Source organism: Pseudomonas sp. A-R-19 (genome assembly GCF_019956575.1).
Classification (GTDB): Bacteria; Pseudomonadota; Gammaproteobacteria; order Pseudomonadales; family Pseudomonadaceae; genus Aquipseudomonas.
Genome location: NZ_JAHBDR010000067.1, coordinates 39,894 through 54,367 on the forward strand (window position 1 = coordinate 39,894; position 14,474 = coordinate 54,367).

A 14,474-nucleotide genomic window follows, 5' to 3' on the forward strand; every position below is an offset into this window, starting at 1 on the left:
CTGTAGCCATGAAAGCCTTTGTGGCGAGGGAGCTTGCTCCCGTTCGGCTGCGAAGCAGTCGTAGTGCTGCGGACTCGCTGTGCCTGAAGAAGCGCAGTTGCAGGTTTTAGGGGCGCTTCGCACCCCAGCGGGAGCAAGCTCCCTCGCCACAGTCGATGGCATGTTTACTTTTTCAGGTCTTCCGCGCCTTGCAACGGTTCGTCACCCAGCAGCAGGTCCTTGTCATGGCTGACCAGTTCCTCTTCGAACATGCGCCAGATGTGCTCGTCCTGGGTGCCGAGCAACTCGACAAAACGCCGGCCTTCGATCTTGTCGCTCAATTGGCCGATGTAGCGGCCCTGTTCGGTGTCGCTGCGGGTCAGGGTGATCTTGCGGTCCTTCTCCGGCTGGGTCGGTGAGATCAGGTTCAGTTCCAGGGTCTGGGGCTGGCTGTCGCCGCTCAGGCGCAAGTCGACTTCGCCGGTCACGTCATCGAGATGAACGCTGGCGCGCATTTTCAGGTTCTGCGCCAACAGCTCACGGTCGAGGGAACGGTTGATGCCTTTGCCGGCTTCGTAGTAGTTGTCGTTGACCAGGTTGTCCGGGTTCTTCACCGCGATGGTCACCATGGACAAGGTCAGCGTCACCGAGCAAGCCAGGATCCCGATGATGATCCACGGCCAGAGGTGCTTGTACCAGGGACTTGCGGCATTTGCAGCGGGCATGTTCAGTTCTCTCAACGATTTTGTGGGCCGATGAACCGGCTCTTGGCTTCAATGTGGATGCTGTCGTCGTCTGCATCCTTGAGGATGAATTTCACCTCGTTGGTGCTCGACGGCAGTTTTTCCGGTGCGACGGACAGCTCGGCCGGCTGGCTGACGATCTCGCCGGCCGCGACCTTGATCTCTCGCCGACCCTGCAATTTGAGATCCGGCAGGCCGGAGGCTTCGAGCAGGTAGGTATGGTCGCGCTGGTCCTTGTTCATGATTTTCAGGCTGTAGACGTTTTCGATCCGGCCTTCGGCGTTCTCGCGGTACAGCACACGGTCCTTGCTGACATCGAAACCCACCAGCGAACGCATGAAGAACGCGGTCACCAGCAAGCTGATCATCGCCAGCAGCACCACCGCATAGCCGATCAGGCGCGGACGCAGTTTATGGGTTTTCTGCCCCGACAGGTTGTGCTCGGTGGTGTAGCTGATCAGCCCGCGCGGGTATTCCATCTTGTCCATGATGGCGTCGCAGGCATCGATGCAGGCGGCGCAACCGATGCATTCGATTTGCAGGCCGTCGCGGATGTCGATACCGGTCGGGCAGACCTGGACGCACATGGTGCAGTCGATGCAGTCACCCAGGCCCTGGGCCTTGTAGTCGACACCTTTCTTGCGCGGGCCACGGCCTTCACCACGGCGCGGGTCGTAGGAAACGATCAGGGTGTCCTTGTCGAACATCACGCTCTGGAAGCGTGCGTACGGGCACATGTAGATGCACACCTGTTCACGCAGCCAGCCGGCGTTGCCGTAAGTGGCGAGGGTGAAGAACCCGACCCAGAAATACGACCAGCCATCCGCCTGGCCGGTGAAGAAGTCGAAAACCAGTTCGCGGATCGGCGAGAAGTAGCCGACGAAGGTCATGCCGGTGACGAAGCCGATCAACAGCCACAGGCTGTGCTTGCTGAATTTTCGCAGGAACTTGTTGGCGCTCATCGGCGCCTTGTCGAGCTTGATACGTTGGTTGCGATCACCTTCGGTGACTTTTTCGCACCACATGAAGATCCAGGTCCAGACGCTTTGCGGGCAGGTATAGCCGCACCAGACCCGTCCGGCGTACACGGTGATGAAGAACAGGCCGAACGCGGCGATGATCAACATGCCGGACAGCAGAATGAAGTCCTGGGGCCAGAAGGTGGCGCCGAAAATGAAGAACTTGCGCTCAGGCACGTTCCACCACACGGCCTGATGGCCGCCCCAGTTCAGCCACACCGTGCCGAAATACAGCAGGAACAGCACGGCGCCGCCGGCCATCCGCAGGTTGCGAAACAGGCCGGTGAAGGCGCGGGTATAGATTTTTTCCCTGGAGGCGTAGAGGTCGACGCTGTTGTTCGCGTTCTTGGCGGGTGGAGTGACGTCGTGTACCGGAATCTGGTTGCTCATCATTGCATCCCACGGCAGTGGAAAAGTGCCTCGGTCAGTACATGCCGACCGCGGTCAAAAAGGGGTGTTGCAGTGGCGCAATGATACGCCTGTCGCTCTAGCCTGCGGGTGCGACCTTTGGTCGCGTTGGGTAAAAATCCCGGATGGTGTAGCGAATGTAACAAAACGTGATCTGAGTCAATTGACTTGTGAAGTATGGACGGTTTTCAGGTAGGGCGAGCGATATCGCTCAAGTGGACGCGCAGTGTGTGGTTGCGCTTAGTGTGAGCGGCGGATCGGCGATTGCCAGGGTGCGGGACGCGCGGGAAATATCTTTACTTGGTTGTATTCGTCTGAATCTTTGAAGTTTTGTTTCTTGTCGAATAATTTAAAAGTCCACTGCGGATGATTTTTTGTTCGCGTGTTATTAATTCTATGGATGGAATTCGACGCTATGTTTACTCATGCAAGTATCAAGTTTTTTGCCTGCCTGCTGTTGTTCTCGGCATCCAGTGTTGTGCAGGCGGTGGAAGGAATGCCGCTTCATATGGTTTTTGCCTCTGATCCGCAATATCCATGGACAGAGAAGTCCGATAGTGGCGAGCCCGAGTCCGCTGCAGACTTTGAAAAACGTTCCAGATGGCTGCTCGATAGCCAGTTTGCGAGCATTGCCGACTTCCGTATGAAACATGGCGCGCCGTCACAAGTGCCCTTGATGATCAATGGCGACATGACAGCGTTTGGTCATGGATGGCAGCGCTCCTACCTTGAGTCGACATTGAATAAATACTTTGCAGGTGATTACCTTTATGGTCTGGGTAATCACGACTATCAGAATAATGTTGATGATTGTTTTAGTAATAGCTGCGCTGCTGGCAGTATCGTGGAGTTCAAGGAGCACCACTTGGGTAAAGTCGACGAGATTGATCTGCGTATAACCGGAGAAGCGCTCTACAGGTTGTATTCGGGCAGTCTCGCTTACTCAAAAAATATAGGCGAGGTTCATATGGTTCAGTTGAATAATGAGCCGACTTACAGAACCCGCATATCTCATGTGTTGAATCCGACGACATTCGAAATCACCAGTTCGCTCGACTGGTTGGAGAAAGATCTCAAGGCTGCCCGGGCTCAGGGCTACGCGATCATCATCAACATGCATAAGCCGGACGGAATGATGGGGGATTGGGAGCAAGTCAAACGCTTCCGGGAAATGGTCGCCAGGTATGAGGTCACGGCCATCTTCGCGGGTCACTACCATCAGGACGGGGGCCAGGTCTCCAGCCTGAACGGTGTGCCGATGTTTCTCAGCGGTGGCGCTTCTCAGGAGACTTACCTGGTTGCCAGTTTTTCCGAGGATCGCAAGCAACTGCATGTCAGCCTGGTGAAGAACAACGATTGGCAGGCGCGTCAGTTGATCCAGACGGTGCCCGTGAAATCGATTTTTGCCAGCCGCCCATGAAAAAGGTTCTTCACGCAATCCCGGGAAACACCGATAACGCAATACCTGTAGGAGCCGGCTTGCCGGCGATGGACTCAAGTGCGCCGCGTTTATCCGGTCACACGCGTTATCGTTAACGACCATCGCTGGCAAGCCAGCTCCTACAGAGGCCGAGTCCTGGTCGAAAATGAAATGATCTCCCAACCAGAGAAAGCCAACAAAAAGGCCGCGCCAGATTCACTGGCGCGGCCTTTGTTGTTACCGAAAGCGCAGGTCTTACTGAGCCTCGGCTTCCGCAGCTTTTTCGCCGTGAGACAGGCTGTAGACGTAAGCGGCCAGCAGGTGAACCTTGTCGTTACCCTGCATTTGCTCTTGCGCAGGCATCTGGCCCTGACGGCCGTAACGGATGGTCTGCTGCAGTTGAGCAAAGCTCGAACCGTAGATGAACGCGGCCGGGTGAGTCAGGTTAGGTGCGCCCATCGCTGGCGTACCTTTGCCTTCCGGACCGTGGCACGCCACGCAGTTGGTGGCGAACAGTTTCTGCCCGGCAACCGGGTCGGCCTTGGTGCCTTCCGGCAGCTTGCGGCCATCGAGGTTGGTCAGGACAAACGCGGCCACGTCGGCCACGCCTTGCTCGCCGATCACTTCAGCCCACGCCGGCATCACCGCGTGACGGCCGCCCATGATGGTGGTCTTGATGGTTTCCGGCTCGCCGCCCCAGCGCCAGTCGGCGTCGGTCAGGTTAGGGAAACCATAGGCGCCCTTGGCGTCGGAACCGTGGCAAACCGAGCAGTTGGAAGCGAACAGGCGACCACCCATTTTCAGGGCTTGCGGGTCCTTGGCCACTTCTTCGATGGGCATGGCAGCGAACTTGGCGAAGATCGGACCGAACTTGGCGTCCGACTTGGCCATTTCCTTTTCCCACTCGTGAACGCCGGTCCAGCCGGTCTGGCCGTTGGCGAACGGGGTCTGCTTCTCGTTGTCGAGGTAGCCGTAACCCGGCAGCAGGCCTTTCCAGTTACCCAGGCCCGGATACAGCGCCAGGTAGCCCAGTGCGAAGATGATGGTGCCCACGAACAGCATGAACCACCATTTCGGCAGCGGGTTGTCGTACTCCTCGATCCCGTCGAAGGAGTGCCCGACCGTCTCGTCCGTCTGTTCGCTGCGCTGGCCCTTGCGGGTCGACAGCAGCAGCCAGGTCAGGGCGAAGATCGTACCGAGACTGAGGACTGTGACGTACAGACTCCAGAATGTAGTCATTCTTTGTTACTCCTAGAAGCTTGCTCGACGTGCTTGATGGCTTCGGGATCATCCGCGAAAGGCAGCAAGGTCGCGTCTTCAAACTCCGACTTGCGCTTGGGGCTGAACACCCACAGTGCCAGTCCAATGAAGGCCACCATCACGACAACGGTGCCCAGGCCACGAATCATCCCGATATCCATCTAATTCACCGTTTGCTTTTGATGATGGTGCCCAGGCCTTGCAGATAGGCCACCAGCGCGTCCATTTCGGTTTTGCCCTTCACTGCGTCTTTTGCACCGGCGATGTCTTCGTCGGTGTAAGGGACGCCGAGCGTGCGCAAGACTTCCATTTTCTTCGCAGTGTCCTTGCCGTCGAGCTTGTTTTCCACGAGGAACGGGTAGGCCGGCATTTTCGACTCGGGCACTACGTTGCGCGGGTTGTACAAGTGCGCACGCTGCCAGTCATCGGAGTAACGACCGCCGACACGGGCCAGGTCCGGACCGGTACGCTTGGAACCCCACAGGAACGGGTGGTCCCAGACGCTTTCACCGGCGACCGAGTAGTGGCCGTAGCGTTCGGTTTCAGCACGGAACGGACGGATCATCTGCGAGTGGCAGCCGACACAACCGTTGGCGATATAAACGTCCCGGCCTTCCAGTTCAAGGGCGGTGCGGGGCTTCATGCCCTCGACCGGCTTGTTGGTGACGTCCTGGAAAAACAGCGGAACGATCTGGGTCAGGCCGCCGACACTGACGGCGATGACCATGAAGAAGGCCAGCAGGCCAATGTTCTTCTCGACTGCTTCATGCTTCATCAGTGAGCTCCAACTACGGCGATCTGTTCGGCGGCTTTGGCTTCAGCCGGGTTCGAGGCGCGTACGGTACGGAAGACGTTGTAGGCCATGAACAGCATGCCGGAGGCGAAGAACGCACCGCCCAGGGCGCGAACGATGAAGCCTGGGTGGCTGGCTTGCAGCGCTTCGACGAACGAGTAGGTGAGGGTGCCGTCATCGTTGATTGCACGCCACATCAGGCCCTGGGTGATGCCGTTGACCCACATCGAAGCGATGTAGAGCACGGTACCGATGGTTGCGAGCCAGAAGTGGGTGTTGATCAGGCCGGTGCTGTGCATCTGCGCACGACCGAACAGTTTCGGGATCATGTGGTAGATCGCGCCGATCGAGATCATTGCTACCCAGCCCAGAGCGCCGGCGTGTACGTGGCCGATGGTCCAGTCGGTGTAGTGCGACAGGGAGTTCACGGTCTTGATGGCCATCATCGGGCCTTCGAAGGTCGACATGCCGTAGAACGCCAGGGAGACCACCAGGAAGCGCAGGATCGGGTCGGTGCGCAACTTATGCCAGGCGCCCGACAGGGTCATCATGCCGTTGATCATGCCGCCCCAGCTCGGAGCCAGCAGGATGATCGACATCGCCATGCCCAGGGACTGAGCCCAGTCCGGCAGTGCGGTGTAGTGCAGGTGGTGCGGACCGGCCCAGATGTACAGGGTGATAAGTGCCCAGAAGTGCACGATCGACAGGCGATAGGAGTAGATCGGGCGCTCGGCCTGTTTCGGCACGAAGTAGTACATCATCCCCAGGAAACCGGTGGTCAGGAAGAAGCCCACGGCGTTGTGGCCGTACCACCACTGGATCATCGCGTCCGTCGCACCCGAGTAGGCCGAATAGGACTTGAACAGGCTGACCGGCAGCGACATGTGGTTGACGATGTGCAGCATCGCGGTCACGACGATGAACGCGCCGTAGAACCAGTTACCCACATAGATGTGCTTGGTCTTGCGCTTGACGATGGTGCCGAAGAACACCAGACCGTAGGTGACCCAGACAATGGCCAGCAGAATAGCCAGGGGCCATTCCAGTTCCGCGTATTCCTTGGTGGTGGTGTAACCCAGCGGCAAGGTAACGATGGCGCCGATGATCACCGCTTGCCATCCCCAGAAGTGGAAGGCGGCGAGGCTGTCGGAAATCAGTCGCGTTTGGCAGGTTCGCTGCACGACGTAATAAGAAGTGGCAAACAGTGCACATCCACCGAAGGCGAAAATCACCAGGTTGGTGTGCAGCGGGCGCAGGCGTCCAAAGCTCGTCCATGGCAGACCGAAGTTCAACTCCGGCCAGACCAGTTGCGAGGCGATGAAGACACCGAGCCCCATGCCAAGGATCCCCCAGACCACCGTCATGATGGCGAACTGGCGGACTACCTTATAGTTATAAGCAGTCGGACTGATTGCTGTGCTCATTCTAAGGTTCCACGGTTTGGGTGTTTTATTAGGATTAAAAATCGGCCGCAAGTATGGAGAAAGCAAGGGGTCATTGCAACGCGCCATGACCTGGGTCAATGCTTTCAAATGCTGATTCTGCGGCCTTTCCATGCACCGCGTAAGGACAAATTTGCCCGTGGGCAAAATGTCCTGGCGGACTGATCAGGCGAGGGGGTCAGGTCGGATGTAACGGGGTGTGTTCAAACGCAACCTTTGGCTGACCGAAGGCAACTGGCGCGACAGCCGGTATCTACCAGCCTTTGCGGCCTGTCATCGGGCAGATTTGTCGAACACATCGTTCAGGGTCGACCTGGAACCGGCACCGGCCAGTCCGCATCGGGGGAAGCTTAGACCCGAATTCGGTGATCCGAAAGAAAGTCTATGCGAGGGTGCGACAATGGGTCGCAAAGGGGCAGGGAACTGCCGCATCCGGGAGAATGCGGCAGCAGAGCGGTCGGGATTTACTTGCGGTTGTCTTCAGCCTGTAGGCGCTCGGTATTCAAACCGTGGGACAGGCTGTACACATACGCGGCCAGCAATTGCACCTTGTCATTGCCCAGCAGTTCGTTTTGCGCCGGCATATGGCCCTGGCGGCCATGGCGAATCGTTTGTTCAAGCTGCGTCAGGCTGGTGCCGTAAATGAACCCGGCCGGGTGCGTGAGGTTCGGCGCGCCCATGGCTTCGGTGCCCTGGCCGTTTGCCCCGTGACAGGCGACGCAGGTGGTGCTGAACGCTTGCTGTCCGGCCGGAAGGTCAGCTTTGCTGTCGGCAGGCAGCGGCAGGCCGGCCAGATCATGGCGCACATAAGCGGCGACGTTCTTCACACCGGCTTCGCCCAGGACTTCGCCCCAGGCTGGCATCATCGCCATCCGGCCGCCCATGATGGTGGCCTTGATCGTTTCGGCCGCGCCGCCCCAGCGCCAGTCGCTGTCGCTCAGGTTGGGGAAGCCGAATGCACCCTTGGCGTCCGAGCCGTGGCACACCGAGCAGTTGGAGGCAAACAGGCGGCCGCCCATTTTCAGTGCCTGCGGGTCCTTGGCCACTTCTTCTACTGGCATCGCTGCGAATTTGGCGAAGATCGGTCCGAACTTCGCGTCAGCCTTGGCCATCTCCTTTTCCCATTCGTGCACGCCGGTCCAGCCGTTCTCGTAGCCGGGCAGGATGCCTTTCCAGTTGCCCAGGCCCGGGTAAAGAATCAGGTAGCCGACGGCAAACACCAGCGTGCCGGCGAACAGCATGAACCACCATTGCGGCAGCGGATTGTCGTACTCCTCGATGCCGTCGAAGCTGTGGCCCATGGTCTGGTCGACGCTGCCTTTGGTTTCGCCCTTGCGGGTGCCGATCAGCAGCCAGGTCAGGCCGATCAGGCTGCCGATGGTCAGTACGCAGATCCACGTACTCCAGAAGGTGGTCATGGCCGGGTACTCCTTGTTGCTGATTCTTCGGTGGTGTCGGGTTGTGGCTCGTCGGCGAAGGGCAGCAGGCGCGCTTCGGCGAATTCCGGGCTGCGCTTGCTGTTGAATACCCACAGGGTCAAGCCGACGAAGGCCACGAACACCACGACGGTGCCGAGACCGCGGATCATTCCAGTGCTCAATTCAAACATTGCTCACCTCTTGCTCTTGATGGCAGTGCCGAGCACTTGCAGGTAGGCGACCAGCGCGTCCATCTCGCTCTTGCCCTTGAGCGAAGCGACGGCACCGGCGATGTCTTCGTCGGTGTACGGCACGCCCAGGGTGCGCATGGCCTTGATCTTGGTTTCGGTATGACTGCTGTCGAGCTGATTGGCCACCAGCCACGGGTAGGCCGGCATCTTCGACTCCGGCACGACGTTGCGCGGGTTGTACAAGTGCGCGCGGTGCCAGTCATCCGAGTAGCGCGCGCCGACCCGCGCCAGGTCCGGCCCGGTGCGCTTCGAGCCCCACAGGAACGGGTGATCCCAGACGCTTTCGCCGGCCACAGAGTAGTGACCGTAACGTTCGGTTTCGGCGCGGAACGGGCGGATCATCTGCGAGTGACACCCGACACAGCCTTCGCGGATATAGATGTCGCGACCTTCCAGTTGCAGTGCGGTGTAGGGCTTCATGCCTTCCACCGGTTTGTTGGTCACGTCCTGGAAGAACAGCGGGACGATCTGGGTCAGGCCTCCGATGCTCACGGCCAGGATCATCAGCAGCAGCAACAGGCCGACGTTTTTCTCGATAGTTTCGTGTTTCATGGCGGACTCCTCAGGCCATCTGCGCGGCAGCGGCGACGTCGGCAGGCTGCGAGGCCCGCACGGTGCGCCAGGTGTTGTAGGCCATCAGGAACATGCCGCTGAGGAAGATCGCACCACCCACCAGCCGCACGACGAAGCCAGGGTGGCTGGCCACCAGGGTCTCGACGAAGGAGTAGGTCAGCGTGCCGTCTTCGTTCACCGCACGCCACATCAGGCCCTGGGCGATACCGTTGACCCACATCGAGGCGATGTACAGAACGGTGCCGATGGTGGCGAGCCAGAAGTGCGCGTTGATCAGGCCGATGCTGTGCATCTGCTCGCGTCCGAAGACTTTCGGAATCATGTGGTACAGCGCGCCGATGGAGATCATCGCCACCCAGCCCAGGGCGCCTGCGTGTACGTGGCCGATGGTCCAGTCGGTGTAGTGGGAGAGGGCGTTGACTGTCTTGATCGCCATCATCGGCCCTTCGAAGGTCGACATGCCGTAGAACGCCAGGGACACCACGAGGAAGCGCAGGATCGGGTCGCTGCGCAACTTATGCCAGGCGCCCGACAGGGTCATCATGCCGTTGATCATCCCGCCCCAGCTTGGCGCCAGCAGGATCAACGACATCACCATGCCCAGCGACTGCGCCCAGTCCGGCAGCGCGGTGTAGTGCAAGTGGTGCGGGCCGGCCCAGATGTACAAAGTGATCAGCGCCCAGAAGTGCACGATCGACAGGCGATAGGAGTAGACCGGACGCTCGGCCTGTTTCGGCACGAAGTAATACATCATGCCGAGGAAACCGGCGGTGAGGAAAAAGCCCACGGCGTTGTGCCCGTACCACCATTGCACCATGGCGTCGGTGGCACCGGAATACAGCGAGTAGGACTTGGTGAAGCTGACCGGCAATTCCAGGTTGTTGACGATGTGCAGGATCGCCACGGTGATGATGAACGCACCGAAGAACCAGTTACCGACATAGATGTGCTTGGTCTTGCGCTGCATGATCGTGCCGAAGAACACGATGGCGTAGGCGACCCAGACGATGGTGATCAGGATGTCGATCGGCCATTCCAGCTCGGCGTATTCCTTGGAGCTGGTGTAGCCCAGCGGCAGGCTGATGGCCGCCAGCAGGATCACCAGCTGCCAGCCCCAGAAACAGAACGCGGCGATTTTTGGCGCAAACAATTGTGTCTGGCAGGTGCGTTGCACCGAGTAGAAAGAACTGGCGAACAGGGCGCAGCCGCCAAAGGCGAAGATCACCGCGTTGGTGTGCAACGGGCGCAAGCGACCGAAGCTGGTCCACGGCAAATTGAAGTTGAGTTCGGGCCAGACCAACTGGGCCGCGAGAAAAACCCCGAGCCCCATGCCGACGATGCCCCACACCACCGTCATAATGGCGAATTGGCGGACCACCTTGTAGTTGTAGGCGGTACTGATAGAAGTGTTCATGGTTCCCCATCCACGGTTCAGCCGAAGTGAGTGCGGCAGCGCATCCTTCGCCTGGAGTTATAGGCAGACTAAAAGCGAGGCAAGCATGGACAAACAGCACAAGGCCGGTATTGACGGGGATCAATGGGCGCAGTGCGTGCGGGATCATGGATGGTTGTGGAATGCCGCCAGCGGCAAGGCTGCGGCGACGCTGATCCTCGCCCATGGCGCCGGCGCACCGATGGACAGCGACTGGATGAGCGGCATGGCTGCACGCCTCGCCGCGCAAGGCGTCAACGTGTTGCGTTTCGAATTTCCCTACATGGCACAGCGGCGCATCGATGGTGGCAAGCGCCCGCCGAACCCGGCACCGAAACTGCTGGAATGCTGGCGTGAGGTGTATGCCCAGGTGCGACGTCATGTCACTGGGCCGCTGGCCATCGGCGGCAAGTCCATGGGTGGGCGCATGGCCAGTCTGCTGGCTGATGAGTTGGGCGCGGATGCGCTGGTGTGCCTGGGTTATCCGTTCTATGCAGTGGGCAAGCCGGAGAAGCCACGGGTCGAACATCTGGCTTCTTTGAAAACCCGCACGTTGATTGTGCAGGGCGAGCGCGATGCGCTGGGTAATCGTGAGGCGGTCGAGGGTTATGTGCTGTCACCGAGTATCGAGGTGTTCTGGCTGGCGGCGGGGGATCATGATTTGAAACCGTTGAAGGCTTCGGGGTTTAGCCATGAGCAGCATTTGGCGGCTGCGGCTGGGAAGGTAACCGCATTTCTGCAATGAGATTTGCAGTGCCAGTCAGGCCCTCTTCGCGAGCAAGCCCGCTCCCACATTTGGAATGCATTTCAATTGTGGGAGCGGGCTTGCTCGCGAAGAGGCCAGGACGGGCAACATCATTTCCGACGAGACAATAAAAACCCGGAAGCTTTCGCTGTCCGGGTTTTTGTCATTCCAGCCTCTATCAGCGGTTGAACCGCTCCACCAACGAATACTGGGTATTGGCAGTCTTGGTCAGCTCTTCACTGAGCAACGCCGAGTTCTGCGCCTGTTCCGAAGTCTGGTCCGCCAACTGGGAAATGTTGCTGATGTTGCGGCTGATTTCTTCAGCCACGGCACTTTGCTCTTCGGTCGCGGCAGCGATCTGGGTGGTCATGTCGGTGATGTTGGCCACCGCTTCGCTGATCCCCACCAGAGCCTGGTCCGCTTCCAGTACCCGCGCTACACCTTCTTCGGCCTGACGATGCCCGGCTTCCATGGTCTGCACGGCGGTGCCGGCGGTTTGCTGGAGCTTGGCGATCAGCGCATGGATCTGCCCGGTGGACTCGCTGGTGCGTTGCGCCAGCTGACGGACTTCGTCGGCCACCACCGCAAAACCACGACCCATCTCGCCGGCACGGGCCGCTTCGATGGCGGCGTTCAACGCCAGCAGGTTGGTCTGGTCGGCGATGCCTTTGATCACGTCGACCACACCACCGATTTCGTTGCTGTCCTTGGCCAGTTGGGTCACGGTCACGCCGGTTTCACCGACCACCACCGACAGGCGCTGGATGGCTTCGCGGGTTTCCCCGGCGATGTCACGTCCACGACCGGTCAGGCGATTGGCTTCCTGGGTGGCGTCGGCGGTGCGTTGTACGTGGCTGGCGACTTCCTGGGTAGTCGCGGCCATCTGGTTGACCGCAGTGGCCACTTGCTCGGTCTCGACCCGTTGACGTTCCAGGCCGCTGGAGCTGTTGTGCGCCAGGGCATCGGATTGCCGGGCCTGATCGGTCAGGTGTTCGGCCGTGTCCTGCAGACGCGTCAGGCAGGTTTTCAGGCGCGCTTCCTGACTGAGGATCGACATCTCCAGGCGCGCCTGGTCGCCGCGACTGTCGGTGTACATCTGTGCGATCAACGGGTCGGACGTGGTCTGCTCGGCCAGGCGCAGCAAGCGCTTGAGGCCACGCTGTTGCCACCGCAGGCCCATCAGGCCCAGTGGCACCGAAAGACCGGCCGCCAGGGCAAAACCCCAATGGGAGTTCAGCGATGCACCGATCATGAAGCTCAACTGGCTGACCAGAATGAACGGCAACCAGTCCTGCAGGATCGGCAACCATTTATCCGAAGAGGGAATGGCCGACTTGCCCTGGTTGATGCGTTGGTAGAGCGCTTCGGCGCGGCGGATCTGTTCGGCGGTGGGCTTGACCCGCACCGACTCGTAACCGGTCACCTGTTTGCCTTCGAAGATCGGTGTCACATAGGCGTTCACCCAGTAATGATCACCGGTCTTGCAGCGATTCTTGACAATGCCCATCCATGGCAAGCCTTGTTTCAGCGTGGCCCACATGTGTGCGAACACCGCGGCCGGGACGTCGGGGTGACGGACCAGGTTGTGCGGTGCACGGATCAACTCCTCTCGGGAAAACCCGCTGATCTCGACGAAGGCGTCGTTGCAGTAGGTGATCATGCCCTTGGCATCGGTGGTGGAAATCAACCGTTGCTGAGCCGGGAAGGTCCGCTCGCGTTGTGTAATTGGCTGGTTGTTACGCATGGCTTTTTTAATCCGCAAGGCTTTCAAGTGCTGTATCGGCAAGATCGGCGGATTGTTGAGATTATTTTTCGATAATCAGCGATGCGTCGCAAAATGCCCCTTGCGTCAGCCGGCGAGCATCGGATAGGTGAACAGGCCGAAGTGCAGCAGGTTCAGGCCGAAGTGGCAGGCAACGGCAGCAGCCAGTCCGCCGAAACGGTAGGCCAGGCCATAGCCGATCCCGGCCAGGCTGGCCAGCAAGACCCATTGCCATCCTGCCCCGACATGCGCCAGGCCGAAAATCAACGAAGCCAGGAGCAGGGCCAGGTTTTCGCCATGGCGCAGGTTTTTCAGGCAACGCCTCAGGCCACCCTGGATGTAGCCGCGGAACAGCGCTTCCTCGACCAGGGTCACCAGCACCAGATTGTTCAGTAGCCACAACCAGGCTTGATCCGGCCATTTCGGCGTCCAGGCGATGACGCCCAGCAACAGCGCGCCGCCCAACGCCAGCACGGTGCTCAGGGGCAGTGCCAGTGCGGTGGCATACAGCGATAGCCGAAGCGAACGGCGGCCGACAATCCACGGGCAAACCAGTAACAACCAGAAGCCGATCAGCGGTTTGTCCAGGTTCAGGTGCATGGCGAATGACACGGCATCATCGGTAAAACGCTGGGGATCGATAACGCGACCGTTATAGAAGCCGGGTAGCCAATGCGTCGCCAAGGCCAAGGCCAGGACGATGAACAGGCCATGGCCAAGGTAGCGGGCAAAAGGGATGTAGTGTTGGCGGACGGCGACACCTGCGACCAGCAACAGGAACACCGGGATTGCCGAGAGCCAGCCAAGGTGGCCGTAGGTCAGCGCCAGGCCGTAGCCGAAGGAAAGCAGGGCCAGAAACGTCCATGGCAGGGCAAGCATGTGAAGTCCTTAGAGATGAATAGCTTTTGTGGCGAGGGAGCTTGCTCCCGCTGGGCTGCGAAGCGGCCCCAGCAACATCAACCCGGTGTGCCAGATGAAGTGCATCTGCAGGGCTGGCGACTGCTTGGCAGTCGAGCGGGAGCAAGCTCCCTCGCCACGGATTGGGGTGTCCCGAGGGCTGCGATTATAAGCGTGACCCAAGCAAAAACACCGCCCGAAGGCGGTAATGCCAGTCAGTTAAGCTGACTGGCATTTTTATTTCTGATCGGATACTTCGGTGATTTGAGCCGGATGGCGCGAGGATAAATACGCTCCTCTCGCCGATGAGGCAGGACATAGTGCGGGGCTGA

At 59.5% G+C, this 14,474-nt stretch carries 14 protein-coding genes; 2 read left to right on the top strand and 12 right to left on the bottom strand.

Annotated elements, in window-relative coordinates; all coding sequences use genetic code 11:
• Positions 1 to 164 precede the first annotated feature (164 nt).
• Together KGA88_RS19245 and ccoG are read right to left on the bottom strand one after the other, a co-directional pair.
• Positions 165 to 704, bottom strand: a complete 540-nt coding sequence (locus KGA88_RS19245) for a FixH family protein (protein ID WP_110659715.1) — start codon at positions 702 to 704, stop codon at positions 165 to 167.
• Between the two features lie 11 nt (positions 705 to 715).
• Positions 716 to 2,131: a cytochrome c oxidase accessory protein CcoG gene (gene ccoG, locus KGA88_RS19250; RefSeq protein ID WP_110659714.1), complete on the bottom strand. Its 1,416-nt coding sequence runs from the start codon at positions 2,129 to 2,131 to the stop codon at positions 716 to 718.
• Between the two features lie 433 nt (positions 2,132 to 2,564).
• Here ccoG and KGA88_RS19255 point away from each other — a divergent pair, with 433 nt between their 5' ends.
• Positions 2,565 to 3,569 (top strand): metallophosphoesterase family protein, encoded by a 1,005-nt coding sequence (locus KGA88_RS19255; RefSeq protein ID WP_223593555.1) that lies wholly within the window; start codon positions 2,565 to 2,567, stop codon positions 3,567 to 3,569.
• 255 nt (positions 3,570 to 3,824) lie between these two features.
• On the opposite strand, the gene ccoP (KGA88_RS19260) is transcribed toward KGA88_RS19255, so the two are convergent.
• The 8 genes from ccoP (KGA88_RS19260) to ccoN (KGA88_RS19295) form a co-directional block, all read right to left on the bottom strand.
• Positions 3,825 to 4,808, bottom strand: coding sequence for a cytochrome-c oxidase, cbb3-type subunit III (ccoP, locus tag KGA88_RS19260; protein ID WP_110659712.1), 984 nt, complete (start codon positions 4,806 to 4,808; stop codon positions 3,825 to 3,827).
• Positions 4,805 to 4,990 carry a CcoQ/FixQ family Cbb3-type cytochrome c oxidase assembly chaperone gene (locus KGA88_RS19265; RefSeq protein WP_003175465.1) on the bottom strand — a complete coding sequence of 62 codons (186 nt, stop codon included), beginning with the start codon at positions 4,988 to 4,990 and terminating at the stop codon, positions 4,805 to 4,807. The genes ccoP (KGA88_RS19260) and KGA88_RS19265 overlap by 4 nt, the downstream gene beginning before the upstream one ends.
• Before the next feature lie 5 nt (positions 4,991 to 4,995).
• The gene (gene ccoO / locus KGA88_RS19270; RefSeq protein WP_007905434.1) at positions 4,996 to 5,604 is read right to left on the bottom strand and encodes a cytochrome-c oxidase, cbb3-type subunit II; all 609 of its coding nucleotides are present in this window, start codon (positions 5,602 to 5,604) and stop codon (positions 4,996 to 4,998) included.
• Positions 5,604 to 7,046 (bottom strand): cytochrome-c oxidase, cbb3-type subunit I, encoded by a 1,443-nt coding sequence (gene ccoN, locus KGA88_RS19275; RefSeq protein WP_110659711.1) that lies wholly within the window; start codon positions 7,044 to 7,046, stop codon positions 5,604 to 5,606. The genes ccoO (KGA88_RS19270) and ccoN (KGA88_RS19275) overlap by 1 nt, the downstream gene beginning before the upstream one ends.
• A 482-nt stretch (positions 7,047 to 7,528) precedes the next feature.
• Positions 7,529 to 8,482, bottom strand: coding sequence for a cytochrome-c oxidase, cbb3-type subunit III (ccoP, locus tag KGA88_RS19280; protein ID WP_110659710.1), 954 nt, complete (start codon positions 8,480 to 8,482; stop codon positions 7,529 to 7,531).
• The gene (locus KGA88_RS19285; protein ID WP_110659709.1) at positions 8,479 to 8,673 is read right to left on the bottom strand and encodes a cbb3-type cytochrome oxidase subunit 3; all 195 of its coding nucleotides are present in this window, start codon (positions 8,671 to 8,673) and stop codon (positions 8,479 to 8,481) included. Before KGA88_RS19285 ends, ccoP (KGA88_RS19280) begins: the two co-directional genes overlap by 4 nt.
• Before the next feature lie 3 nt (positions 8,674 to 8,676).
• Positions 8,677 to 9,285, bottom strand: a complete 609-nt coding sequence (gene ccoO / locus KGA88_RS19290) for a cytochrome-c oxidase, cbb3-type subunit II (RefSeq protein WP_102698752.1) — start codon at positions 9,283 to 9,285, stop codon at positions 8,677 to 8,679.
• 10 nt (positions 9,286 to 9,295) lie between these two features.
• Positions 9,296 to 10,720, bottom strand: a complete 1,425-nt coding sequence (gene ccoN / locus KGA88_RS19295) for a cytochrome-c oxidase, cbb3-type subunit I (protein WP_110659708.1) — start codon at positions 10,718 to 10,720, stop codon at positions 9,296 to 9,298.
• An 85-nt stretch (positions 10,721 to 10,805) separates the two neighbouring features.
• Between ccoN (KGA88_RS19295) and KGA88_RS19300 the strand changes: the two genes are divergently transcribed.
• Entirely contained in the window at positions 10,806 to 11,483 is a 678-nt protein-coding gene (locus tag KGA88_RS19300) for an alpha/beta family hydrolase (protein ID WP_110659707.1), read from the top strand.
• A 178-nt stretch (positions 11,484 to 11,661) separates the two neighbouring features.
• Here the strand turns inward: KGA88_RS19300 and KGA88_RS19305 are convergent, their stop codons facing one another.
• Positions 11,662 to 13,227: a methyl-accepting chemotaxis protein gene (locus KGA88_RS19305; RefSeq protein WP_223593557.1), complete on the bottom strand. Its 1,566-nt coding sequence runs from the start codon at positions 13,225 to 13,227 to the stop codon at positions 11,662 to 11,664.
• Positions 13,228 to 13,332: 105 nt separating this feature from the next.
• Positions 13,333 to 14,124, bottom strand: coding sequence for a CPBP family intramembrane glutamic endopeptidase (locus tag KGA88_RS19310; protein WP_223593559.1), 792 nt, complete (start codon positions 14,122 to 14,124; stop codon positions 13,333 to 13,335).
• Positions 14,125 to 14,474 lie beyond the last annotated feature (350 nt).